The 23,965-nt window shown below is 65.9% G+C and carries 19 protein-coding genes and 1 riboswitch; of the genes, 14 read left to right on the forward strand and 5 right to left on the reverse strand.

Annotated features, from left to right (window positions below; all coding sequences use genetic code 11):
• Positions 1–5: 5 nt before the first annotated feature.
• On the reverse strand, positions 6–650 hold the full coding sequence (locus tag ASE11_RS20930; protein ID WP_056276140.1) for a PEP-CTERM sorting domain-containing protein: 645 nt from the start codon (positions 648–650) through the stop codon (positions 6–8).
• 304 nt (positions 651–954) lie between these two features.
• Positions 955–1,076: riboswitch (guanidine-I (ykkC/yxkD leader) on the forward strand.
• A gap of 59 nt (positions 1,077–1,135) precedes the next feature.
• On the opposite strand from ASE11_RS20930, the gene ASE11_RS20935 reads away from it, so the two are divergent.
• The 6 genes from ASE11_RS20935 to atzF all read left to right on the forward strand — a co-directional run bounded on the left by ASE11_RS20935 (position 1,136) and on the right by atzF (position 10,525).
• Positions 1,136–1,993: an ABC transporter permease gene (locus ASE11_RS20935; RefSeq protein ID WP_082585907.1), complete on the forward strand. Its 858-nt coding sequence runs from the start codon at positions 1,136–1,138 to the stop codon at positions 1,991–1,993.
• Positions 1,994–2,135: 142 nt separating this feature from the next.
• A complete protein-coding gene (locus ASE11_RS20940; protein WP_056276143.1) occupies positions 2,136–2,987 on the forward strand; it encodes an ABC transporter ATP-binding protein in 852 nt (283 codons plus the stop codon).
• Positions 2,988–3,355: 368 nt separating this feature from the next.
• Entirely contained in the window at positions 3,356–4,054 is a 699-nt protein-coding gene (locus ASE11_RS20945; RefSeq protein WP_056276477.1) for an urea amidolyase associated protein UAAP1, read from the forward strand.
• Positions 4,055–4,064: 10 nt separating this feature from the next.
• Entirely contained in the window at positions 4,065–4,730 is a 666-nt protein-coding gene (locus ASE11_RS20950; RefSeq protein ID WP_056276146.1) for an urea amidolyase associated protein UAAP2, read from the forward strand.
• Positions 4,731–4,947: 217 nt separating this feature from the next.
• A complete protein-coding gene (uca, locus tag ASE11_RS20955; RefSeq protein WP_056276149.1) occupies positions 4,948–8,658 on the forward strand; it encodes an urea carboxylase in 3,711 nt (1,236 codons plus the stop codon).
• Positions 8,659–8,686: 28 nt separating this feature from the next.
• On the forward strand, positions 8,687–10,525 hold the full coding sequence (gene atzF, locus ASE11_RS20960) for an allophanate hydrolase (protein ID WP_056276153.1): 1,839 nt from the start codon (positions 8,687–8,689) through the stop codon (positions 10,523–10,525).
• A gap of 94 nt (positions 10,526–10,619) precedes the next feature.
• Here the strand turns inward: atzF and ASE11_RS20965 are convergent, their stop codons facing one another.
• Both ASE11_RS20965 and ASE11_RS20970 read right to left on the reverse strand, forming a co-directional pair.
• Complete coding sequence (locus ASE11_RS20965; protein WP_056276156.1) at positions 10,620–12,563, reverse strand: DEAD/DEAH box helicase; 1,944 nt, start codon at positions 12,561–12,563, stop codon at positions 10,620–10,622.
• 379 nt (positions 12,564–12,942) lie between these two features.
• Positions 12,943–13,971, reverse strand: a complete 1,029-nt coding sequence (locus ASE11_RS20970; RefSeq protein ID WP_056276159.1) for a LacI family DNA-binding transcriptional regulator — start codon at positions 13,969–13,971, stop codon at positions 12,943–12,945.
• A gap of 134 nt (positions 13,972–14,105) precedes the next feature.
• Here ASE11_RS20970 and ASE11_RS20975 point away from each other — a divergent pair, with 134 nt between their 5' ends.
• The 7 genes from ASE11_RS20975 (at position 14,106) to ASE11_RS21005 (ending at position 20,264) form a co-directional block, all read left to right on the forward strand.
• Positions 14,106–14,798 (forward strand): amino acid ABC transporter permease, encoded by a 693-nt coding sequence (locus tag ASE11_RS20975; protein ID WP_056276162.1) that lies wholly within the window; start codon positions 14,106–14,108, stop codon positions 14,796–14,798.
• Positions 14,795–15,466 (forward strand): amino acid ABC transporter permease, encoded by a 672-nt coding sequence (locus ASE11_RS20980; protein ID WP_056276165.1) that lies wholly within the window; start codon positions 14,795–14,797, stop codon positions 15,464–15,466. Before ASE11_RS20975 ends, ASE11_RS20980 begins: the two co-directional genes overlap by 4 nt.
• A gap of 14 nt (positions 15,467–15,480) precedes the next feature.
• Positions 15,481–16,212, forward strand: coding sequence for an amino acid ABC transporter ATP-binding protein (locus ASE11_RS20985; protein WP_056276168.1), 732 nt, complete (start codon positions 15,481–15,483; stop codon positions 16,210–16,212).
• A gap of 68 nt (positions 16,213–16,280) precedes the next feature.
• Positions 16,281–17,075, forward strand: a complete 795-nt coding sequence (locus ASE11_RS20990) for a transporter substrate-binding domain-containing protein (protein WP_056276170.1) — start codon at positions 16,281–16,283, stop codon at positions 17,073–17,075.
• Positions 17,076–17,106: 31 nt separating this feature from the next.
• Positions 17,107–17,649 (forward strand): VOC family protein, encoded by a 543-nt coding sequence (locus tag ASE11_RS20995; protein ID WP_056276173.1) that lies wholly within the window; start codon positions 17,107–17,109, stop codon positions 17,647–17,649.
• A gap of 9 nt (positions 17,650–17,658) precedes the next feature.
• Entirely contained in the window at positions 17,659–18,936 is a 1,278-nt protein-coding gene (locus ASE11_RS21000) for a ribulose-bisphosphate carboxylase large subunit family protein (protein WP_056276176.1), read from the forward strand.
• Positions 18,933–20,264: a four-carbon acid sugar kinase family protein gene (locus tag ASE11_RS21005; protein WP_056276179.1), complete on the forward strand. Its 1,332-nt coding sequence runs from the start codon at positions 18,933–18,935 to the stop codon at positions 20,262–20,264. Before ASE11_RS21000 ends, ASE11_RS21005 begins: the two co-directional genes overlap by 4 nt.
• A gap of 21 nt (positions 20,265–20,285) precedes the next feature.
• Here the strand turns inward: ASE11_RS21005 and ASE11_RS21010 are convergent, their stop codons facing one another.
• Positions 20,286–21,881 (reverse strand): inorganic phosphate transporter, encoded by a 1,596-nt coding sequence (locus ASE11_RS21010; protein ID WP_056276182.1) that lies wholly within the window; start codon positions 21,879–21,881, stop codon positions 20,286–20,288.
• A gap of 107 nt (positions 21,882–21,988) precedes the next feature.
• Positions 21,989–22,594, reverse strand: coding sequence for an oligoribonuclease (gene orn, locus ASE11_RS21015; protein ID WP_056276183.1), 606 nt, complete (start codon positions 22,592–22,594; stop codon positions 21,989–21,991).
• A 101-nt stretch (positions 22,595–22,695) separates the two neighbouring features.
• Between orn and ASE11_RS21020 the strand changes: the two genes are divergently transcribed.
• On the forward strand, positions 22,696–23,961 hold the full coding sequence (locus ASE11_RS21020) for a M48 family metallopeptidase (protein WP_056276186.1): 1,266 nt from the start codon (positions 22,696–22,698) through the stop codon (positions 23,959–23,961).
• Positions 23,962–23,965 lie beyond the last annotated feature (4 nt).

Raw genomic sequence — 23,965 nt, forward strand, 5'->3', positions numbered from 1 at the left:
CCGATTCAGGCTTGCTTGCGGCGGCGCAGGGCACCCGCGGCCAGCAGGGCCACAGCCACCAGGGCCAGCGTGCCGGGTTCCGGCACTGCGCTCGAAGCTTCGTCAGCGGTGCCAACGAACTCAGCGCGGAAGGCGCCAGGGCCACCGTTGTTCTGAATCACGAACGACAGCGTGTTCAGGCCGGCGATGAAACCGCTGTCCAGCGTGAACGCGTGCAGCTGGTTGAAGTTGGCCACGACCACGCCCAACAGCTGGTCACCGGTGCTCACGCCGTTCAGGAGGATGTCCAGGCCTTGGTTGTCGGCGCCCCACAGGCCGTTCAGCACAGCGGTGGCGGCGTCCAGGCCGGTCAGGTCAAAGGTGGTGGTGAAGGTGAAGGTCTGGTTGCCACCCAGGGTGTTGCCCCAGATCCACTGCGACGTGGCGTTGTTGGCCACATAGGCAGCGTTGCTCACCACGATTGGCGCCGTGATCAAGCCGGTGGAGTAGTGCGTATCGGAACCACCCAGGGCCAGACCACCCAGACCCAGACCAGCTGCATTCACGCCGGTGTTGAAGATGGAAATGGGAGCAGCGAAGGCACCGGCCGGGGCCAGAGCGGCTGCGGCCAGGGACAGGGTGGCAACGATGTGCTTGAACGAGAAGGTCATGTGAACTGTTTCCAACTGGGTTGATTTGTACCGAGATGTTAAAGACTATGCAGTTTCTGTGCCGCATAGTGTTTTCTATATGAATCAAGGGCCTGTATGGGGTGCGTTGGCATTGAACGGTAAGCATGTAAACGATTCCGACAGTTCCGAAATGGGCGACTGTGATGGAGTTCACGCCTCACCAAATGCGAATGTGCAGGCGCAAGACCAACGGGAACGCTTTGCGCGCGCATTGAGCTTCGCTACTGGCACCGAATTTGCTAACCCTGAACCAGAGAGGCGCTGTGCCCACACACACGCCAGCCTTGAAGACCGCTAGGGTTCCGGGCTCCGCGCAGTTGACCACCGACTGACGCGGAGCCGTCTGGTCCGAGAGCAGTCGGCCACCATCGCGTGGTTCCACGGAGGGACAAAAGCCCGGGAGACGCTTGCGCTGCAAAGCACATGCCTCTCCGCCTTTTTGTCCCCCCGCTCAGGAGCCCCGCATGTCCTTGCCCCTTGCCCCCACTGCCACGGCGCCGCGCGCCGCTGGCGCACCAACCCGGCCCAAGCGGCGTTCCAAGCTGTTCACCGTGCGCGCCGGCATCTCGCGGCGCACCTATTGGGTGCTTGCGCTCACCGGGCTGTTCACCCCTTTGGTGCTTTGGGCGGGCGTCGGCCTGTGGGGTGGCATCGATCCGGTGTTCATGCCGGCGCCGCTGCAGGTGCTCACCAAAAGTTTCACCTGGGCCACTGAAACCGGCTTGCTGGAAGACATGGGCATCAGCATCTACCGCGTGGTGGCGGGCTTCCTGCTGTCGGCGGTGATTGCCCTGCCCTTGGGGCTGTTGATTGGCTCGTTCCGCTCGGTGCAGGCGCTGCTGGAGCCGCTCACCGATTTCATCCGCTACATGCCGGCGGTGGCCTTCATTCCGCTGGTGATGCTGTGGGTGGGCATTGGCGAGGGTTCCAAGATCGCCATCATTTTCATCGGCACCTTTTTCCAGATGGTGCTGATGGTGGCCGAAGATGTGCGCCGCGTGCCGGCCGCGCAGGTGGAGGCGGCGCAAACCATGGGCGCCAACCGGCTGGAGCTGATCGAGAAGGTGATCTTTCAAAGCGCCAAGCCGGCGCTGCTCGACACCTTGCGCATCACCATGGGCTGGGCCTGGACGTACCTGGTGGTGGCCGAGCTGGTGGCCGCCAACTCGGGCCTGGGTTACGCGATCTTGCGCGCCCAGCGCTTCCTGCAGACCGACACCATCTTCGCCGGGATCATCGTCATCGGCCTCATCGGGCTGGTCACCGACCAGCTCTTCCGCTGGGGGCACCGCCGCGCCTTCCCCTGGCTGTATCTGAAATGAGCACCCCCTGCGCCGCTTCGCGTCTTCCCCCTCTCTGGCCTTCGGCCGGAGGGGGACCGCACCTGGGGCCTGGCAAAGCCAGTTCCGCGGTACGTCTGAAAGGCGTTCCTTCATTCGAGGCATCCATTCAAAAAGGCCGCTCATGAGCACCGCCCACATTCCCCTGCCCAAGATCGCTATCCGCAGCCTCAGCAAGCGGTTTGACGGCGCGCCGATCAACGCGCTGGAAGGCATCAACCTCGACATCGCCGAGAACGAGTTCGTCACCTTCGTGGGTGCGTCGGGCTGCGGCAAGTCCACGCTGCTGCGCACCATCGGCGGGCTGGAAACGCAGACCACTGGCGACCTGCTGGTGGACGGCCGCGCGGTGGACGGCCCGGGCATCGACCGCGCCATGGTGTTCCAGCACTACAGCCTCTACCCGTGGATGACGGTGATGGAGAACATCAAGTTCTGCCGCCAACTCAAGGCCCACACAGACAACCGCACATCCGCCGACGTGGAAGCCGCCTCGGGCCGGGCCGACGCGCTGTTGCGCCTGATGGGCCTGCAGCCGGTGGCCAACGCCTGGCCCAACCAGCTCTCGGGCGGCATGCAGCAGCGCGTGGCGATTGCACGCGCGCTCATGGGCCGCCCCGACGTGGTGCTGATGGACGAGCCTTTCGGCGCGCTCGACGCGCAGACGCGCGAGGTGATGCACGACCTGATCCGCTACGTGCACAAGCTGGAGAAAGCCACCATCGTGTTCGTGACGCACGACGTGGAGGAAGCGCTGTACCTCGGCGGGCGTGTGGTGCTGATGTCGCCGCGCCCCGGACGCATCGACACCATTTACGACGTGCCCTTCGGCGACCAGCGCGTGCAGGACTTGAAGCATGAACCGGCCTTCGTGCGCCTCAAGCGCGACATCCTGGAGCGCATCCGCGAGACCTCGGGCATGAAGACCGATCTGGAGCAGCTGCAACGCCTCTCTGGCGTGGGCGCGGAGAACTGAACCATGCGAGCTCCGTTCGCCTGGAACGAATACCCGTTCGCCCTGAGCCCATCTCCGTTCGCCCTGAGCCTGTCGAAGGGCTCACCAACAACGCTGGAAAGGCTTCGACAAGCTCAGCCCGAACGGGTGTTGGCTCAGCCCGAACGGGTTTTGGCTCAGCCCGAATGGGTGTTGGCTCAACCCGAACAGGGGTTGGTTCAGCCCCATCGAATTTCAATCAACAGGAGACAAGCATGAATCCACAAGACATTGCAGACCCCTTTACCGTGGCGCCACCGAATCCTCCCCAGGCCGCGCCGGTGGACGCGCCCGCCTTCTGGCAACGTTTTCCCGCACCGGCACTGGCCGGTGTGGACACGAGCCAAGTGATGTGGAGCGAGGTGGTGCCCGGCGGCAGCCACTGGAGCTGGCGCATGCCGCGCGGCAGCGCCATCCGCTTTGTGGCGCTGGAGGCCGGGGCCAACGTGAGCCTGGTGCTCTACAGCGCGCTGGAAAAGCTGGAGCGCTACAACATGCCCGACAGCCTGAAGGCGCAGCACACAGCGCACTACACACAAGGCCATGTGCTCATGAGCGACATGGGCCGCAGCATGGCCAGCTTCACGGCCGACAGCCTGGGCTGGCACGACCCGCTGGGCGCCCTGCTGGATGCCGAGCTGATGCAGCAGAAATACGGCGAGAAGCGCTACGAACACGCACGCAACGCCATGCACCGATCCGGCAAGGACGGCCTGCTGATCGAGATCGGCAAGTACGGCCTGAGCAAGCGCGACCTGATTGCGCCGGTGAACCTCTTCAGCAAGGTGGGGGTGGACGCGCAGGGGCGTTTCGCCTTTGTGCCGGATCACGCCAAGGCGGGCGACTTTGTGGAGCTGCGTTTCGACATGGACGTGATCGTGGCCATCAGCACCGCGCCGCACGGGCTGGACACCGCGCCTGCCTACGCGCCGAAGAGGGTGGGCCTGCTGGCCTGGCGCTGCGGCGCCGCGCCGGCCAACGATGTGTGCCGCGCCTTCCGCCCGGAGAACGCGCGCGCCCTGCACAACACCGACATGCTGTACCTGTGAGGAGCCTTTGATGACCACCGAAGCCACCGACATCCGCATCCTTGAGAGCACCCTCGACCCGGCCCACGCGGTGATGAACCAGCGCCACCCGGCGGGCGAGCCCATCCTGTTTGAAGTGAAGCGCGGGCAGACGCTGCGCATCGTCGACCTCGAAGGCAACCAGGCCGCCGACGTGCTGTTCTACAACCGCCACGACCCGGCCGAACACTACAGCGCCACCAACACCATGCAGCGCCAGGGCGGCATCTACCTCACCACGGGCTCCGTCATTCGCAGCAACGACGGCAAAGCGATGCTCACCATCGTGGCCGACACCTGCGGCCGCCACGACACGCTGGGCGGCGCCTGCGCGGCCGAGAGCAACACCGTGCGTTACGCGTTGCAGAAGAAGTTCATGCACAGCTGCCGAGACAACTACCTCATCGCCCTGCAGCACGCCGACGTGGGCCTGGGCAAACGCGACCTGGTGCCCAACATCAATTTCTTCATGAACGTGCCGGTGACAGCGGATGGCGCGCTGAGTTTTGAAGACGGCGTGTCGGGCCCGGGCAAATACGTGGAGATGCGCGCGGAGATGGATGTGTGGGTACTGATCAGCAACTGCCCACAGCTGAACAACCCGTGCAACGCCTACAACCCCACGCCGATTCAACTGCTCGTCTGGGACCCCACCTGAACCCACCCACTCCGTTCGGGCTGAGTCCCACTCCGTTCGGGCTGAGTCCCACTCCGTTCGGGCTGAGTCCCACTCCGTTCGGGCTGAGCCTGTCGAAGCCTCGCCAGCAGAACTGGGATGCCCTTCGACAAGCTCAGGGCGAACGGTGGGAGAGCTCAAAGCGAACGGTGGCTGAGTTCAGAGCGAACGGTGTGTAGAGCAACAAAGAAACAATTCCATGTTCACCAAAGTCCTGATTGCCAACCGAGGCGCCATCGCCTGCCGCATCATCCGCACGCTCAAAATCCTGGGCGTGCAGAGCGTGGCCGTGTACTCCGAAGCCGACGCGCAGGCCCGCCATGTGCGCGAAGCCGACGAGGCCTACCTGCTCGGCCCGGCTCCGGCGGCCGAGAGCTATCTGCGGGCCGACCGCATCCTGCAGATTGCACAGGACTGCGGCGCCCAGGCCATTCACCCTGGCTACGGTTTCCTCTCGGAAAACCCGGCGTTTGCCGAGGCGTGTGAAGCTGCGGGTATCGCCTTCATCGGCCCCGCGCCCGGGCAGATGCGCGCCTTTGGTCTCAAGCACACCGCGCGCGATCTGGCGCAGTCGCGTGGCGTGCCGCTGCTGCCGGGCTCGGGTCTGCTGCTTGATGTGGCGCAGGCGCAAAGCGAGGCCACGCGCGTGGGTTACCCGGTCATGCTCAAGAGCACGGCCGGTGGCGGTGGCATCGGCATGCGGCTGGTGTGGAACGCGGCCGAACTCACCGATGCGTTCGACTCCGTCGGCCGCATGGCGCAGGCCAACTTCAAGGACGCGGGCCTGTTCATCGAAAAATACGTGGAACAGGCTCGGCACATCGAGGTGCAGGTGTTCGGCGACGGCGCGGGCGGCGTGATCGCGCTGGGCGAGCGCGACTGCTCGGTGCAGCGGCGCAACCAGAAAGTGATTGAAGAAACCCCCGCGCCCGGCCTGAGCGACGCGCAGCGCAGCGAACTGCACGCCACCGCCGTGCGGCTGGCGCAGGCGGTTAACTACCGATCCGCCGGCACGGTGGAATTTGTCTACGACGCTTCCACCGGCGCTTTCTACTTTCTGGAAGTGAACACGCGCCTGCAGGTGGAGCACGGCGTGACCGAGCAGGTGTGTGGCGTGGACCTGGTGGCGTGGATGCTGCAGCTCGCGGCTGGCGACCTGCCGCCTTTGCACACGCTGCAACCAGTGCCCAAAGGCGCCTCGATTCAAGTGCGGCTGTACGCCGAAGACCCGGCGAAAAACTTCCAGCCCAGCGCGGGCTTGTTGACCGAGGTGGTGTTCCCCGGCAATGCGCGCGTGGACAGCTGGGTGGAGCGCGGCACCGAGGTGCCCGCCTGGTACGACCCGATGCTGGCCAAGCTGATCGTGACGGCCGACACGCGCGAAGAAGCCCTGAAGAAAATGGAAGACGCGCTCGATGCAACGCGCCTGGCCGGCATCGAAACCAACCTGGGCTACCTGCGCCAGGTGGTGCGCGATCCGGTGTTCCGCGAGGGCAAACAGGTCACGCGCTTTCTCTCCACCTTCGCCTACCACCCGGCCACCATCGATGTGCTGGAGCCCGGTGTGCAGACCAGCGTGCAGGACTGGCCGGGCCGTCAGGGTTACTGGGACGTGGGCGTTCCGCCCAGCGGCCCCATGGACATGCACGCGCACCGCGCAGCCAACACCTTGGTGGGCAATACCGCCGATGCGGCAGCACTGGAAATCACGCTGGCTGGGCCCACGCTGCGCTTCAACACCGCCACCGTGGTGGCGGTGACAGGGGCACCGGCCAAGCTCACGCTGAATGGCGAGCCGGCGCCGATGTGGCAGGCCATCAAGGTGCCGGCCGGCGCCACACTCGCCGTGGGCCGCTGCGAGCGCGGCGTGCGCCTGGCCCTGGCTGTCGCGGGCGGGCTGGACGTGCCGCTGTACCTGGGCAGCCGAAGCACCTTCACGCTGGGGCAGTTTGGTGGTCACGCGGGGCGGCATCTGCGCACGGGGGATGTGCTGCATGTATCAACCGTTCGGGCTGAGCCTGTCGAAGCCCCGCCCACAGGGTTGGCAAGCCCTTCGACAGGCTCAGGGCGAACGGAGGGGTTTGGCGTTCGGGCTGAGCTCACCTCCGTTCGGGCTGAGCCTGTCGAAGCCCCCGAGTACACCCACCACTGGGACATCAAGGTCCTCTATGGCCCGCACGGCGCACCCGACTTCTTCACGCCCGACGACATCACCATGTTCTTCGGCACCGACTGGAAGATCCACCACAACAGCAGCCGCACGGGCGTGCGCCTGATCGGCCCCAAGCCCCAGTGGGCGCGCACCGATGGCGGCGAGGCCGGCCTGCACCCGTCCAACATCCACGACAACGCGTATGCCATCGGCGCGATCGACTTCACCGGCGACATGCCGGTGATCCTCGGGCCCGACGGCCCCAGCCTCGGCGGCTTTGTGTGCCCGGCCGTGGTGCTGCACGAAGAGCTGTGGAAGGTCGGGCAGTTGCGGCCTGGTGACACGGTGCGGTTTCACCGGGTGTCACACGAACACGTGATGTGCTTGGATGCCCTTCGACAAGCTCAGGGCGAACGGGAGGGATGGGGTCGGGCTGAGCCCACCTCCGTTCGGGCTGAGCCTGTCGAAGCCCTCACCCACCAACGCTCGCCCATCCTCGACGACCGCGCGGAGCAGGGCGACCGCCCGCGCCGCGTGATCCGCCAGGCCGGTGACCGCTACGTGCTGATCGAGTTCGGCCCGCTCACGCTGGACCTGGAGTTGCGCATGCGCGTGCAGGCCTTGCTGCACGGCCTCAAAGCAAGTCAACTGAAGGGCGTGATCGACCTCACCCCCGGCATCCGCTCGCTGCAGGTGCACTTTGACCCTGCCCTGCTGCCGCGCGACGAGCTGCTGCGCACCATCAGCGCGGTGGACGACGCGTTGCCGCCCGTGGACGAGATGGTCGTGCCCTCGCGCACCGTGGTGCTGCCGCTGAGCTGGGACGACCCGCAGACGAAACTGGCGATCGAAAAATACATGCAGTCGGTGCGACCCGACGCGCCCTGGTGCCCGAGCAACATCGAGTTCATCCGCCGCATCAACGGGCTGGATTCGATCGAGGACGTGTTCAACATCGTGTTCGACGCGCGCTACCTCGTGCTCGGTCTGGGCGACGTGTACCTGGGCGCACCGGTGGCCACACCGCTGGACCCGCGCCACCGCCTGGTGACCACCAAGTACAACCCCGCGCGCACCTGGACGCCGGAAAACGCGGTGGGCATCGGCGGCGCCTACCTCTGCGTGTACGGCATGGAAGGCCCGGGCGGCTATCAGTTCGTCGGCCGCACACTGCAGATGTGGAACCGCTGGCGCCACGGCACGCCGGGGAGCGCCTTCGAACAACCCTGGCTGCTGCGCTTTTTCGACCAGATCCGCTTCGAGCCGGTGAGCGAAGACGCGCTCAAGACCATTCGCGCCAACTTTCCGCACGGCGGCCATGCGTTGCGCACCGAAGACGGCACCTTCAGCCTCAAGGACTACCGGCGGTTCCTGGCTGACAACGCCGAGAGCATCGCGGCTTTCAAGGCCACCCAACAGGCCGCGTTTGAAGCCGAGCGCGAACGCTGGGTGGCCGCCGGCCAGGCCGACTACACCAGCGAAGACGCAGCCGCCAGCGCCGGCGTGGCCGACGAGGTGGACTTGCCCGAAGGCGGCCGCGTGCTTGCCACCAGCGTGCCGGGCAATGTGTGGAAGGTGGCGGTGAGCGTGGGCCAGCAGGTGCAGGCCGGCGACGTGCTGCTGGTGATCGAATCCATGAAGATGGAATTCAACTTGCTGGCACCGGCCAACGCCACGGTGCACAGCCTCATGTGTGCGCAAGGTGGAGCGGTGTCGGCCGGGCAGAACGTGCTGGTGCTGATCGACGAAGCCATCTGAACTTTTAGAACGACAACGGAGTGTTTCCATGTCACTGAGCCAACTCTCTTTCGATCTCGCCAGCCTGCAAGCCGCCTACCGCAGCGGCACCTCCGCGCGCGAGGTGATCGCCGAAGCGCTGGACCGCTGCCGCGCCGACACGCACCACGCCTTCATCCACGTGCTGAGCGATGCGGAGGTGGCGCCCCATGTGGCGCGGCTCGATGGCGTGGACCCATCCAGCCTGCCGCTGTTCGGCGTGCCATTCGCGATCAAGGACAACATCGATCTGGCGGGCGTGCCCACCACCGCCGCCTGCCCCGAATTTGCCTACACACCCACCGAGAACGCCTTCCTCATCCAGCAGCTCCTGGCGGCCGGTGCGGTGCCGGTGGGCAAGGCCAACCTCGACCAGTTCGCCACCGGGCTCAACGGCACACGTTCGCCCTACGGCGCTTGCCAGAACGCGTTCGACCCGGACTTCATCTCGGGAGGCTCCAGTTCGGGCTCGGCCGTGTCCGTGGCCAAGGGGTATGCCACCTTTTCACTGGGCACCGACACCGCCGGCTCGGGCCGCGTGCCCGCGTCGTTCAACAACCTGGTGGGCCTCAAGCCCACGCTGGGTCTGCTGTCCGGCACCGGGGTGGTACCGGCCTGCCGTTCGGTGGACACGGTGTCCATCTTTGCGCTCACGGCCGCCGATGCGCAGGCCGTGCTGGGCGTGGCAGCCGCGTTTGATGCGGCCGATGCCTACAGCCGCCCGGCCCAGCCCTTCGGCGTGGATTTCTCACAAGGCCCGTTTCGCTTTGGCGTGCCGCGCGCGCAAGACCTGGAATTCTTCGGCAACGATGCGGCGGCGAAACTGTTCGCCACCTCGGTGGAGAGGCTCAAGGCGCTGGGCGGCACGCCGGTCGAAGTCGACCTCACGCCGTTCCTCGAAGCCGCGCTTCTGTTGTACGACGGCCCGTGGGTCGCCGAGCGCTATGTCGCCATCCAGGACTTCATCAACGCGCAACCCGAGGCGGTGTTTCCCCCCGTGCGCAACATCATCGAAGGCGGTCGCGGCGTGACCGGCGCCCAGGCCTTCGCGGCAAGCTACCGCCTCAAGGCGCTCAAGCGCGTGTGCGACGCGGTGTGGAACGACATCGACTGCCTGCTCACGCCCACCGCGGGCACCATCTACCGCATCGCGGAGATGCAGGCCGATCCGATCCAGCTCAACTCGAACCTGGGCCGTTACACCAACTTCATGAACCTGCTGGACTACAGCGCGGTGGCGGTGCCCTCGGGCTTTCTGGCCGATGGCCCGGCGCAATGCCTGCCCTGGGGCGTGACGCTGGCCGCGCCCGCGTTCAAGGACATCCCGCTGCTGCGCCTGGCCGACCGCTTCCACCGCGCCGAGACCTTCACGCTCGGCGCCACGCCCACGCCGTTGGCCGGCGCACCGGCCTGCACCGGCCTGCCCTCGGGCGAGGTGGGCACGGCCGGCAGCGGCACCGTGCGCGTGGCCGTGTGCGGCGCCCACCTCTCGGGCCTGCCCCTGAACCACCAGCTCACCTCGCGCGGCGCACGCCTCATCGGCAGCCTGCGTTCGGCCCCCGAATACCAGCTGCACGCCCTGGCCGGCGGTCCGGTGCAGCGGCCCGGCATGGTGCGCGTGGCCTCGGGCGGATCGGCCATCGCCCTGGAGGTGTGGGAAGTGCCCGCCGCGCACTTCGGCAGCTTCGTGGCCGGCATCCCGGCGCCGCTGGGCATCGGCAAGGTGAAGCTGGCCGATGGCAGCGAAATGCCCGGCTTCATCTGCGAAGGGCAAGGCATCGCCGGCGCGACCGACATCACACATTTCGGCGGCTGGCGGGCGTGGTTGGCGGCGGGTGCGCCGCGCTGACGCGAGCGATCAGACGTCGAGGCGGCGCGCAGACGAAAAAAAACCAGACTCGAAAGTCTGGTTTTTTTGTCAGGCCGTTGAGGCCTGAACTGGCTTAACGCGGGCTGCGGCGGGCCATGGGGCGCGACGGTGCGCCTTCAGGACGGCGCGGTGCGAATTCACCACCGCGCATGGCACCGCGCTCGGCGTTGCCACGGTCGCTGAAGCCACCACGTTCTGCACCACGATCACCCATGGGCTTGTCGCTGCGGCCGAAGCTGGAGAAACCACCGGGCTTGGGGCCGAAGCCGGGGCGCGCGGGTGCACGATCGGCGAAGTTGCGGCCAGCAGCGGGGCGCGTGTCGGGGCGGTAGCCACCGGCTTCGCCACGGTTCTCGCCACGGTCACCGAAACGGTTCTCACCGCGGTTGTCGAAGCGGCCTTCAGGACGCTGCGGCTCGGCACGGCCTTCGAAACGCGGGTCAAAGCGCGTGCCGGGACGGCTGTGGTCGACGCGAGGCGCCTCGGCGCGGGCTTCGAAGCGCGGCGCAGGGCCACGGCGGTCGTTGCCACCGAAGCGATCGTTGCCGCCAAAGCGGTCGTTCGAGCGGCCTGCCGGGCGACCACGGCCGAAGGTTTCGGCCTGAGGCGCGCGCTGGCGTGGCTCCAGACCGGTCACGGTTTCAACGTTGATGCGCTGGCGCGTGTAAGCCTCGATGTCGAAGATCTTGCGGCGGTCGCGCACTTCGGCAAACGTGATGGCCAGGCCATCGCGGCCGGCACGGCCGGTGCGGCCGATGCGGTGCGTGTAGTCCTCGGCCTTCATCGGCAGGCCGAAGTTGAAGACGTGGGTGATGGTGGGCACGTCGATGCCGCGGGCGGCAACGTCGGTGGCGACCAGGATCTGCACCTGGCCGGCGCGCAGCGCCATCAGGCGGCGGTTGCGGATGCCCTGGCTCAGGGCACCGTGCAACGCGACGGCCGAGAAGCCTTCTTGCTGCAGGTCGTTGGCCAGGCCATCGCACTCGATCTGGGTGCTGGCGAACACGATGGCCTGGTTGATGCCGGTGTCACGCAGCCAGTGGTCGAGCAGCTTGCGCTTGTGATCGGCGTTGTCGGCCCAGAACAGCACCTGCTTGATGTTGGCGTGTTGCTCTTGCGGGTTGTCGATCTGCACCTTTTGAACGTGCTTGCCGTTCTCGTGCATCACGCGCATGGCGAGCTGCTGGATGCGCGGCGCGAACGTGGCGCTGAACATCATGGTCTGGCGGCGCTGGCTGGTGAGGTCGTTGACTTCGGCCAGGTCGTCGGAGAAGCCCAGGTCGAGCATGCGGTCGGCTTCGTCAACCACCAGGAACTGCACCTGGTCGAGCTTGAGCTGCTGCGAGCGCTGCAGGTCGAGCAGGCGGCCGGGGGTGGCGACCACGAGGTCGGCGTTCTGCAGCTTGGCGATCTGCAACTGGTAAGGCATACCACCCACCACGTTGGCCACGCGCAGGCCACGGCAATGGCGCACCAGGTCGATGGCGTCGTTGGCCACCTGCTGGGCGAGTTCGCGCGTGGGGCACAGGATCAGGGCGCCGGGGGTGGCAGCCTTGAAATTGCGCGAGCTGGTGGGGTCTTTGCGCTTGGGCGCCTTGGGCGGCGCTTCGCCGCGGGCCAGAGCTTCGGCGGTCAGGCGCTCACGCTCGGCGCGTTCCTTGGCGTCGGCATCGGCGCGCTGTTGCAGCAGGGTGTGCAGCACAGGCAGCAGGAAGGCGGCGGTCTTGCCGCTGCCGGTCTGGCTGGAGACCATCAGGTCGGCAAAACGCGCTTCTCCTTCGGCCAGCATGGCCTTGGGAATCACATTGTTCTGCACCTGGGTGGGCTGCACGTAGCCGAGGTCGGCACAGGCCTGCACCAGCTCGGGTGCCAGACCCAGCAGCTGGAAGCCGTTGGGTGCTGCAGGCACTTCGGGCTGCGTGGCCTCGTTGGTGTCGGTGGAAGAAATCTCTGCGTCGATGTCGGCAGAGAGGATTTCAGGCGTGAAGTCGCCCATCGTTTCAAAAGAGTCGCTCATGTTCGTCCATGCGCCAAAAAAATGCGCAATTGATCGAATGAAGACGCTGGGAAGGTCAGCCGACCCGCAAGGGGGTGGCCGCTCCATGGCGCTAGATCCGTTCGTGGTTACAAAACATCAACCATCAAACGGTCTACGCGCCTGGGGTCACTTGGGAAGAATCCGGTGACGCTGGGGAGCGAATGGTCCCCATCCGTTGGCCAGGCTCTGAAGAGTCTGGCGGGTGTTGCGGTCTTTTGAAGGACTGCGCCACCGTTGCAATCGGGGGGCCTTGTGTGAGGCAGATGCACAAATCATCGCAGTTGCCTGCGAAGCCGCTGATTATAGCCTGAACTTCAGGGAAAACCCTGAATTTTCTTCGGCGGATGCAGGTTGACCCTTAAGGGAGGTTCTCGCGGAACATGATTTGTCCACGCACCGCCTCCACCCCGGTCAGCGCATCGCGCCCGTCGCGCAGGTTCGCGAAAATGCGCACGCAGGTCAGCATCGCGCCTTGGGGGTTCTGGCTGATGACGGCATCCATGGTCCCGTCGATCAGCAGGGCACGCGTGTCGGGCGACAGGCCATGCCCGATGAAGACCACCTTCTGGTCACGACCGGCTTCCTTGAGCGCGCGGCCAACACCATCAGACGCGCCACCGATGTTGTAGATGCCGGCGAGGTCGGGGTACTGGTCGAGCAGGTTGCGCGTCAACGCGTGGTTGCGCTCGGCGTCGTCGTGGCCTTCACGCAGGCCCACCACCTCGATGTGGGGGAAGGACTCCTTGAACAGATAAAGAAATCCCATTTCGCGCTCTTCGTGGGCGCGGTAGCTCAGGCTGCCCGCGATCATGGCCACCTGAGCGGGTCGTTCACCGATGAAGCGGGCGATCAGGTAGGCCGCGGTTCGGCCAGCAGCACGGTTGTCCAGCCCCACGTAGGCTGCGCGTCGCGCGCCCGAGAGATCGGAGATGAGGGTCACGGTGTGCACGCCGCGCTCAGCCAGCAGGTCCACGGCGTCGCGCACCAGGGGATGCTCCAGCGCCATGAAGGCGATGCCGTCGGCGCGTGCGCCGTGGCGCAGCAGGGCCTTGGCCAGCACCTCGGGGTTGAACCCTTCCACCCACTCGACACGACAGCGCACGTTGTAGGGTGTCCAGTGCTGCTCCGAATAGCCAATGGTGTCGCCGAGCATGCGCAGGAAGCGGTTGCTGCCCGCCGGCAACAGAAACACCAGTTGCATCGGCGGTGGTTGCAGCGCGGCCCGCAGGTCGGCATCGGGCAGGTACTGCAGGCTTTCGGCGGCCTGCATCACACGCTCGACCGTGGCACGGCGCACGCCTGCGCGCCGGTTCAGCACGCGGTCCACGGTGGCGGTGGACACGCCCGCCACGCGGGCGATGTCGGGAATGCGAGCGATTTTGGACATGCGACAAATCAATCAAAAACCATCAACTCAAAAACTGGCATCTTCGAGGGCTCAAAGATAACATCGCTGCTGATTTTGATGCATCAAAACATCAAATCAAATCAGATCAGATACCAACAAGAATCTGGAGACAAGTGGACTACGAATTCGATTTCGCCAGCGTGCTCGCCGCCTGGCCCCAGTTTCTTGAAGGGGCCTGGCTGACCATCCAGCTGTCTTTCCCGGCAACAGTGCTGGGCTTCGCCATCGGCACGATGTGTGCGATCGGCCGGCGTGGTCAGGTGCGATGGCTGTCCACGCTGTGTGGCGCCTACGTCGAGGTCGTCCGGAACACGCCGCTGCTCGTGCAGGTGTTTCTGGTCTTCTTTGGCCTGGCCAGCCTGGGCTGGAAGGTGTCGGCCTTCGCGGCGGCCCTGGTGTCCCTGGTGATCAACGTGGCGGCCTATTCCTGCGAAATCATGCGCGCCGGCATGGACTCCATCCACAAGGGTCAGCTCGAGGCGGCGGAGTGCCTGGGGCTCACGCGTCGGCAAATCTACTGGCACGTGATCCTGCGCCCGGCCATGGAGAAGGTGTACCCGGCGCTGACCAGCCAATTCGTGCTGCTGATGCTGGCCACATCCATCACCTCGCAGATCTCGGTGGAAGAGCTCACGGCGATCGCCGCGCGCGTGCAGTCCGAAACCTTCAGGCCGTTCGAGGCCTACATCCTGGTGGCGGTGGCCTACCTCATGCTTTCGCTGCTCATGCGCGTGGGTCTGTGGCTGTTCGGACAGTTCGTCTTCACGCGCAAGCGCCGTCTGGGCACGGATGGAGTGGCCCGATGATCGAAGGCGGCTTGAACCTGTACCACGCCCAGCTTCTGCTGGTGGGGCTCATGTGGACCGTGTGCCTGTCGGTGATCGCCTTCGTCGGCGGCGGCCTGGTCGGCGGCGTGGTGGCGCTGGGCCGCATCAGCCCGATCAAGGCCTTGCGCTGGCTGGCCATCGGCTGGATCCAGTTGATTCAAGGCACGCCGCTGCTGGTCTTGTTGTTCGTGTGCTATTTCGGTCTGAGCATCATCGGCCTGGAACTGCCCGGCCTGGTGGCGGCCAGCATCGCGATGGTGATCTACGTCAGCGCCTACCTGGGCGAGATCTGGCGTGGCTGTATCGAATCGGTGCCGCGAACGCAATGGGAAGCGGCCGAATGCCTGGCGCTGTCGCGCTCGCAACGCATGCGCCTGGTGGTGCTGCCGCAAGCGCTTCGCATCGCCACGCCCCCCACCGTGGGTTTCATGGTGCAGATCGTCAAGAACACCTCGTTGGCGTCCATCGTCGGCTTCATCGAGCTGGTGCGCGCCGGGCAGCTCATCAACAACTCCATCTTCCAGCCCTTCATGGTCTACGTGATCATCGCCGTCCTCTACTTCGCGATCTGCTACCCGCTGTCGGTCTGGAGTCGTCGGCTGGAACAGCGCCTGCAATTTGGCACCCGCATTCAGAGCGAGACATGAAAGAAGCCACCCCTATGCCACCGGTCGTCGAACTCCATGACGTGCACAAGCGCTTCGGTACCAATCAGGTGCTCAAGGGCGTGTCCTTCGCCATCCCCAAGGGCCAGGTCACGGCCATCATTGGCAAGAGCGGCTCGGGCAAAAGCACCGCGCTGCGCTGCATCAACCGGCTGGAGATCATCGACAGCGGCCGCATCCAGGTGTGCGGTCACGCGGTGCACGACGCCAGTGCGATCGACCTGCGTCGCCTGCGCATGGACGTGGGCATCGTGTTCCAGAGCTACAACCTGTTCCCCCACCTGACGGTGGCTGAAAACATCATGCTCGCGCCCAGGGCGGTGAAGGGCATGTCCGCGGCAGACGCGCGCGCCGTGGCCGAGCGAACCCTGCACCAGGTCGGCCTGGCCGAGAAGGCGCAGGCGTACCCCGAGCAGCTCTCGGGCGGACAGCAGCAGCGCGTGGCGATCGCGCGTTCGCTGGCCATGGAACCGCAGGTGATGCTGTTCGACGAGGTCACCTCGGCGCTGGATCCCCAACTCACAGGCGAAGTGCTGCGCGTGATCGAGCAGCTGGCCGAAGGCGGCATGACGATGGTGCTGGTCACGCACGAGATGGATTTCGCCGCGCGCGTCGCAGACACCGTCATCTACATGCATGAAGGCCGGGTCTGGGAGACCGGCCCCGGCACCATGCTGCGCGATCCCAAGACGCCGGAGTTGCGCGAATTCCTCTCGCACGGTCTCTGACCCGCCGCACCCCCGCGTCACCCCATCCCTTTTCCCGTCCCTTCCTACAACGCAACAGGAGATACACCATGTCCACATTCCCCATCCTGCGCCGCACTGTGCTGGTCGCTGCCCTTGGCTCACTGACACTGCCGGCGCTGGCCGATCTCGCCGACATCAAGGCCGCCGGCAAGATCCGCATCGGCGTCGATCTGAGCGCGCCCTTCTATGGCTACGTGGACGACAAGGTGAACCCAGCAGGCTCCGATGTGGAGGCAGCCCAGTTGCTGGCGAAGGACCTTGGGGTGCAGCTGGAAATCGTGAACTCCACGAACTCGGCGCGCATCCCCAACCTGCTGTCGAACAAGGCCGACCTCATCATTTCCTCGCTGTCGATCACGCCCGACCGCCAGAAGGCCGTGGATTTCTCCATTCCCTATGGCGCCATCCAGGCCGCCGTGGGCGCGCCAAAGAGCATGAAGATCACTGGCGTTGAAGACCTCGCCGGCAAGACCGTGGCCGTCACGCGGGGCGGTCCGCAGGACAAGATGGTCACAGAGCGTGCACCCCAGGCCAAGGTGGTCCGGTTCGACGACGAAGCGACCTCGATCACGGCGGCCGCCAGTGGCCAGACCGACATCGTGGCCATCACGCCACCCATCATCGCGGCCATCGCCAAGCGGGCACCGGCGCGCGAGTTCGAAGTCAAGTTCGTGCTGCAGTCCTACCAGTTGGGGGTGGCGATGCGCAAGAACCAGCCGGAGCTGATGAACTGGGTGAATGGCTGGGTCAAGACCAATCTGGCCAACGGCAAGCTCAACGACATCCACGTCAAGCATGCGGGCGTGCCCATCCCCAAGGACATCATCGACGGCGCCAAGTGATCGCCATGCACCCCACCGGAAAGAACATTCCATGAGCCGCCATTTCGGAGAGATTCGTCAACTGGGCTACGTCGTGCACGACATCGAGGCCGCCATGGACCACTGGAGCCGCACCCTGGGCGTGGGCCCGTGGTACTACAACCCGCGCGTGCCGATCAAGAACTACCAGTACGACGGCAAAGACTACGAGCCGCACAACTCGGTGGCGCTGGCCAACTCGGGCTTCGTGCAGGTGGAGCTGATCCAGACCCGCAACGACGTGCCGTCGATGTACCGCGACTTTCTCCAGGCCGGGCGCACCGGGCTGCAGCACGTGGCGTACTGGACCAGCGACTACGACGCGGACCTGAAGCGCCTGCTGACGCAGGGCTTCAAACCGAAGATGCAGGGCGAAGTCGGTGAACGCGGCCGCTTCATCTATTTCGACACCGAGTTCCACCCGGGCACGGTGATCGAACTCTCTGAAGTGGCCGGCCCCAAAGGTCGGATGTTCGACCTGATCCGCGAGTCTTCCCGGTCCTGGGACGGCATCACGGACCCGGTGCGCCCCTTTCCCGACCTGACCACCCTCTGACCCCCACTCATGACGCATCACGAACGCCTGGAGGCGACCTACCTGATCGAGACGCCGCTGGACCCCGCGCAAGTGGCCGAGGTGATGGCGGGCGAACAATCCTGCGGCACCTTCACCCGCGTGCATGGCGAAACCGATGCCCTGCGCGAACGCGCACGGGCCACGGTGGAACAGATCGAGGCGCTGCCCGATGCCCCCGCCCCCAGCCTGCCCAACGCCTGGCTGGAGCGGCAGGGCCGCGGGGGACCCTGGCGGCGCGCGCGCGTGCGCATTGCGTTTCCAACCGCCAACATCGGCGCCAACCTGCCCACGCTGGCCGCGACCGTGAGTGGCAACCTGTACGACCTGGGCGAGGTCACCGGCATGCGGCTGGAGTCGTTGCGGCTCCCCGCGGCGTACCGCGCGCGATTCGACCTGCCACTGCTGGGCACCAGCGGCACGCGCGCGCGCACCGGCGTGAGCAGCGGCGCGCTGGTGGGCACCATCATCAAACCCAACGTAGGCCTCTCGTCCGAACAGACGGCCGAACTCGTGACACGCCTTTGCGCGGCGGGTGTGGACTTCATCAAGGACGATGAGGTCTGCGCGGACCCGGCACACGCCCCCCTGGCCCAGCGCATACCTGCCGTCATGGCGGCCGTGCGAGAGCACCAGCAACGCACCGGCAAACATGTGATGGTGGCCTTCAACATCACCGACGAGACCGACGCCATGCGCCGCCACGCGGACCTGGTGGAGCGCGAGGGCGGCTCCTGCGTGATGGCCAGCCTGAACTGGTGTGGCTACTCGGCGCTGCAAACCTTGCGCCGGCACACCCCGCTGGCCCTGCACGGCCATCGCAATGGCTTTGGCGCGCTCTCGCGACACCCATTGCTGGGCATCGGGTTTCAGGCCTATCAAACGCTGTGGCGTCTGGCCGGCGTGGACCACATGCACGTGCATGGTCTCCAGGGCAAGTTCTCCCAGCCCGATGACGAAGTGACCGAGTCTGCCCGCGACTGCCTCCTGCCCTTGGCCGACGGCGTCAACGACACCGTCATGCCCGCTTTTTCCTCCGGCCAGTGGGCGGGCACCGTTCCTGCCACCTGGGCCGCCACCGGCACGGACGACCTGCTCTTCATGTCCGGCGGCGGCATCCTCGCGCACCCGGGCGGACCCGAGGCGGGCGTGGCGAGCATCCGTCAGGCCTGGTCCGCGACGCGCGCTGGCCAGTCGCTTGACGCCGCCGCGCGCGACGCCCCCGAACTCGCCGCCGCCCTGGCGTTTTTCGGTCCCAGAACGAAGTGAGCCTCACGACGGAGAACCCACCGCCACGGCTGGCTTGGTACGGTGACGACTTCACAGGCGCCACCGACACGCTGGCCACCGCCGCGCAGGCGGGACTGCGAAGCCTGCTGTTCCTCGGCGTGCCGGCCGAGCGGCACCTGAACCAAGCCGGGCCGCTGGACGCCATCGGCATCGCCGGCGCGGCGCGTGCAATGGACCCGCAGGCCATGGCGGAAGAGCTGGAGCCCGTGGGCCGCTTCTTCGCCTCGTTGCGTTCGCCGGTGGTCCACTACAAGTGCTGCTCCACGTTTGACAGCGCCCCCCATGTGGGCAACATCGGGGTGGCCATCCGGACGCTCAACAGACACATCAACAGCGCCTGGGTGCCCGTTGTCGGCGGCCAACCCAACATCGGTCGCTACTGCTGTTTCAGCCAGTTGTTCGCTGCAGCCGGCACCCAGGGCGAGGTGCACCGCATCGACCGCCACCCCACGATGTGCCAGCATCCTGTGACGCCCATGACCGAGGCCGATCTCCGCCGGCATCTTCAGGCGCAGGGACTGCATCGTGTGGCGGCGCTGCACTATCCGGGCTACGCCCTGAGCGCAGACGCGCAGGACGCTGCGCTGCAACGGCTGCTCGCGCAACAACCCGACGCGGTGCTGATGGATGTTTCAGGCCCCCAAGACCTGCCTGCCGTGGGCCGTCTCATCTGGCGCGATGCCCGACAAGCCACCGTGCTGGCCGTGGGGTCCAGTGGCGTTGTTCAGGCGCTCGCTGCCCATTGGGGCAACACGGAAGTCGCATCGACCCTGGATATGCCCCGCCCCGCCGATGGCCCGGTGTTCGCCTTCGCGGGAAGCCTTTCCCCTCAGACGGAGACGCAGGTCGCTGCCGCCAGTTCGTACCGGAAAACACCGTTGGACGTTCGCCGGCTGTTGTGCGAACCCCGCCACGCGGCGGATTGCGCCGAGGCCGTGCTTGCGGGCCTTGACGGAGGACATCACGTGTTGCTCCACACCCAAGCCAGCGCCCGTCACGCCGATCTCGACTCGCTGGCGGTGGCCTCGGCCACCGGCGATCTTGTGGCCCGAATCGTGGGGATGCGGGCCAGCCAAGGCCGCCCCCTGCGGCGGATCGGCATTGCCGGCGGCGACACCTCGAGCCTCGCCGTTCAGAAACTCGGCATCTGGGGACTGAGCTGCCAGGGCGTGCTCGCCCCGGGGGTAACACTGAGCAGAGCACACAGCGACCACGCGAGTCTGAATGGGCTGGAGCTCATGCTCAAGGGGGGGCAAATGGGGCCGCCCGAGGTGTTCGAACGACTTGTCTGGGGCCTCCGGGACTGATCCGCAGGCCCGGTGCGCGGTTCAACTGAGCACGGCGCGAACGATGTAGAAAAGGATGGCCGCCAGCACTGCCGTGGCGGGCACGGTGATGATCCACGCGGCCACGATGCGCATGACGGCCGAGCGTTTGACGATCTCCTTTTTGATCGCCTTCTTCATGGCCCGCTGTTCTTTTTTGGCCAGCAAGGCACCCTCGGCGGTTTCGATCGCCTCGCGCTGCTTGGTGCGGCGCTTCATCTCGGCGAGCATGCGTTTCTTCTCCTGCACCTCGGCCGCTTCGAAGCGGTGCAGGTAGGCCTCGACCTCGGCACGATCGGCGCCCTGGTGGCCGGCAAACACCACCGCTTCCATCTTGGCGTAGTTCACCTTGAGCAATTCGCGCAGGAACCCCACGCCGAACACCGCGCCGATGGAAATGTGCGTGGTGGACACCGGCATGCCGAGCTGCGAGGCGACGATCACGGTGAGCGTGGCCGACATGGCGATGGAGTAGGCGCGCATGTTGTCCAGCTCGGTGATTTCCTTGCCCACGGTGCGGATCAAACGCGCGCCATACAGCGCCAACCCCACTGACAAACCGAACGCGCCGAGCACCATGACCCAGAGCGGCGTGCCGGCCTTGGTGGCGATGGCGCCCTCTTTCACCGCTTCGTAGATGGCGGCCAGCGGTCCGATCGCGTTGGCCACGTCGTTGGCGCCGTGCGCAAAGCTCAACAGCGCAGCCGAACAGATGAGTGGCCAGGTGAACAGGCGGTTCACGCCATCCTTGCTGTTGTCCTGACGGATGGCCATGCGCGCAATCGGCTTGCGGATCAGCCACCACACCACCACGGCCACCACCAGGCCAATGGCCAGGGCGGCCAGGAACCCGATCTTGACCAGTTGGCTCACCCCCTTGAGCAGCATGTACGTCGTGTACGCCCAGACCATCAGCGAGATGAGCACCGGCACCACACGACTGGCGGCCTCGGTTTTGTCGGCGCGGTAGGTCACGCTGCGCTTGATGAGGTAGAGGAAGGCAGCGGCCATCGCGCCGCCCATCAGCGGCGAAATCACCCAGCTGATGACGATGGCGCCAATGGTGTCCCAGTTGACCAGGCCCCAGCCGCCAGCGGCAATGCCCGCACCCATGACGGCACCGATGATGGAGTGGGTGGTGGACACCGGTGCGCCCACGGCAGTGGCCAGGTTGAGCCAGAGCGCACCGGCCAGCAGGGCCGAGAACATGACCCAGGCAAAGAGGGCGGGGTCGGAGATGGCGGCCGGGTCAATGATGCCGCCCTTGATCGTGCCAACCACGTCACCACCCGCGACGATGGCGCCCAACGCCTCGAACACCGCAGCCACCACGATGGCCCAGCCCATGGTCATGGCGCCCGAACCCACGGCAGGCCCCATGTTGTTGGCCACGTCGTTGGCACCGATGTTCATGGCCATGTAGGCGCCCACGCTGGCGGCCACGATGAGCAGCCAGACAGCGGATGAGGTCAGGCCGATGGTGGAAGCGCCGGTGAGCGAGGCATACACCCCCACCAGGATGAGGAACAGCACTGCGGCGCCCAGTTGAAGGGCCTCCTGGTGCTTGGAGATGAAGCGGCTACGGGCTTTTTTGGGCATGTGAATCTCGCGTGAATGTCACGATTTTGTCATGTTGATCAGGGACGCCCATCGGCTCAAGGGCCGATCCGCCTGGGCGCTGCACTCTCGGCAAAGGGCACCTGCGCTCAGCGCAGGAAGTGCTTGCGGTAGTGCTCCAGCTCGTCGATGGACTCGTGCACATCGGCCAGCGCGGTGTGTTTCTGGTGCTTCTTGAAGGCGTCGTACACCTCGGGCCGCCAACGCTTGGCCAGCTCCTTGAGCGTGCTGACATCAAGACACCGGTAATGCAGGTACGCCTCGAGCTTGGGCATGTACTTCACGAGAAATCGGCGGTCCTGGCTGATGGTGTTGCCGCACATGGGCGAGCCGCTGCGGGGCACATACTTGCCGATGAACGCCAGCAGCTCGGCCTGCGCCTGCTCCTCGGTCACGGTGCTGGCCTTGACCTTGTCGATCAGGCCGCTCTTGCCGTGCGTGCCCTTGTTCCAGTTGTCCATGGCACCCAGCACCGCGTCGCTCTGGTGGATCACGAGCACCGGGCCTTCGATGCGCGGCGTGAGCTGCGGGCCGGTGATGATCACCGCGATCTCCAGCAAACGTTCCTTTTCGGGGTCCAGGCCACTCATCTCGCAGTCGATCCAGACCAGGTTCTGGTCACTTTTGGCGAGGGTGGGGGTGTCGGTGGTGGCGGGGGCCAGGGCCGTATCGGCCGGAGTGGGGGCAGAAGTCATGCCGGGATTTTCACCGATCGGCCGCGACGTCCTGAAACAGGACGGTTCGACCAAGCCCCCAAGGGCATGCGACAGCGGCCGTCTTCGATAGACTCCACCCCATGGACACCGCATCTCTTGCCTTCACCGCCCTCTTCTGCGCCCTGCTGGTGCTGGGGCTGGTCATCCGCACCGCGCTTGCGAGTCGGCAGATCCGCCACGTGGCCCGCAACCGAGGCACCGTGCCGGTGGCGTTCAGCGACACCATTTCAGTGGCAGCCCACCAGAAGGCGGCCGACTACACCGTCACCAAGACGCGCTTCGGCATGCTGGAGATCGCCATCGAAGCCGCGTTGCTGACCGGCTGGACCCTGTTGGGCGGCCTCGACTGGCTCAACCAGGCCCTGCTGGCAGCCCTGGGCGGCGGCATGGTGCAACAGCTCGCGCTGCTCGGATCGTTCGCCGTCATCGGCGGCCTGATCACGCTGCCGTTGGGCTGGTATGCCACTTTCCGCATTGAAGAACGCTTCGGCTTCAACAAGATGACGCTCTCGCTGTGGCTGGGCGACTTGCTCAAGGGTGTGCTGGTCGGCACGCTGATTGGCCTGCCGATTGCAGCGCTCGTGCTGTGGCTCATGGGCGCGGCCGGGCCGGCGTGGTGGCTGTGGGCCTGGGGCGTGTGGATGGCCTTCAACCTGCTTGCCCTGGTGCTCTACCCGACGGTGATCGCGCCGCTCTTCAACAAGTTCGAGCCGCTGGCTGATGAAACCCTGAAGGCGCGTGTGAACGCCCTGATGCAGCGCTGCGGCTTCGCGGCCAAGGGCCTGTTCGTGATGGACGGGAGCAAACGCAGCGCCCACGCCAACGCCTACTTCACCGGTTTCGGCGCGGCCAAGCGCGTGGTGTTCTTCGACACCCTGCTCAAGCAGCTCAGCCCGCAAGAGATCGACGCTGTGCTGGCGCACGAGCTCGGCCACTACAAGCGCCGCCACATCATCAAGCGCATCGGGCTGATGTTCGCGCTCAGCCTGGCCGGCTTCGCGCTGCTGGGCTGGCTGTCCAGCCAGGCGTGGTTTTTCACCGGTCTGGGCGTCATGCCCTCCCTGGACGCGCCCAACAACGCATTGGCGCTCATCCTCTTCATGATGGTCGTCCCACTGCTCACCTTTTTCCTCTCGCCGCTGATGGCGCAGCTCTCGCGCAAGCACGAGTTCGAGGCCGATGCCTACGCCGTGGCTCAGACCAACGGGGCCGATCTCGCCAGCGCCTTGCTCAAACTCTACAAGGACAATGCCAGCACGCTCACGCCCGACCCGGTGTACGCGCGCTTTTACTACTCCCACCCACCGGCCAGCGAGCGCCTGACGCGCCTGCAAGCCGCTGCTTGAAATA

Source organism: Hydrogenophaga sp. Root209, assembly GCF_001428625.1.
Taxonomy (GTDB): domain Bacteria; phylum Pseudomonadota; class Gammaproteobacteria; order Burkholderiales; family Burkholderiaceae_C; genus Hydrogenophaga.

Coding starts and splice junctions, on each gene's coding strand:
- ASE11_RS20930 (WP_056276140.1), bottom strand. CDS start 650: ATGACCTTCTCGTTCAAGCACATCGTTGCCACCCTGTCCCTGGCCGCA.
- ASE11_RS20935 (WP_082585907.1), top strand. CDS start 1,136: ATGTCCTTGCCCCTTGCCCCCACTGCCACGGCGCCGCGCGCCGCTGGC.
- ASE11_RS20940 (WP_056276143.1), top strand. CDS start 2,136: ATGAGCACCGCCCACATTCCCCTGCCCAAGATCGCTATCCGCAGCCTC.
- ASE11_RS20945 (WP_056276477.1), top strand. CDS start 3,356: ATGTGGAGCGAGGTGGTGCCCGGCGGCAGCCACTGGAGCTGGCGCATG.
- ASE11_RS20950 (WP_056276146.1), top strand. CDS start 4,065: ATGACCACCGAAGCCACCGACATCCGCATCCTTGAGAGCACCCTCGAC.
- uca (WP_056276149.1), top strand. CDS start 4,948: ATGTTCACCAAAGTCCTGATTGCCAACCGAGGCGCCATCGCCTGCCGC.
- atzF (WP_056276153.1), top strand. CDS start 8,687: ATGTCACTGAGCCAACTCTCTTTCGATCTCGCCAGCCTGCAAGCCGCC.
- ASE11_RS20965 (WP_056276156.1), bottom strand. CDS start 12,563: ATGAGCGACTCTTTTGAAACGATGGGCGACTTCACGCCTGAAATCCTC.
- ASE11_RS20970 (WP_056276159.1), bottom strand. CDS start 13,971: ATGTCCAAAATCGCTCGCATTCCCGACATCGCCCGCGTGGCGGGCGTG.
- ASE11_RS20980 (WP_056276165.1), top strand. CDS start 14,795: ATGATCGAAGGCGGCTTGAACCTGTACCACGCCCAGCTTCTGCTGGTG.
- ASE11_RS20985 (WP_056276168.1), top strand. CDS start 15,481: ATGCCACCGGTCGTCGAACTCCATGACGTGCACAAGCGCTTCGGTACC.
- ASE11_RS20990 (WP_056276170.1), top strand. CDS start 16,281: ATGTCCACATTCCCCATCCTGCGCCGCACTGTGCTGGTCGCTGCCCTT.
- ASE11_RS20995 (WP_056276173.1), top strand. CDS start 17,107: ATGAGCCGCCATTTCGGAGAGATTCGTCAACTGGGCTACGTCGTGCAC.
- ASE11_RS21000 (WP_056276176.1), top strand. CDS start 17,659: ATGACGCATCACGAACGCCTGGAGGCGACCTACCTGATCGAGACGCCG.
- ASE11_RS21010 (WP_056276182.1), bottom strand. CDS start 21,881: ATGCCCAAAAAAGCCCGTAGCCGCTTCATCTCCAAGCACCAGGAGGCC.
- orn (WP_056276183.1), bottom strand. CDS start 22,594: ATGACTTCTGCCCCCACTCCGGCCGATACGGCCCTGGCCCCCGCCACC.
- ASE11_RS21020 (WP_056276186.1), top strand. CDS start 22,696: ATGGACACCGCATCTCTTGCCTTCACCGCCCTCTTCTGCGCCCTGCTG.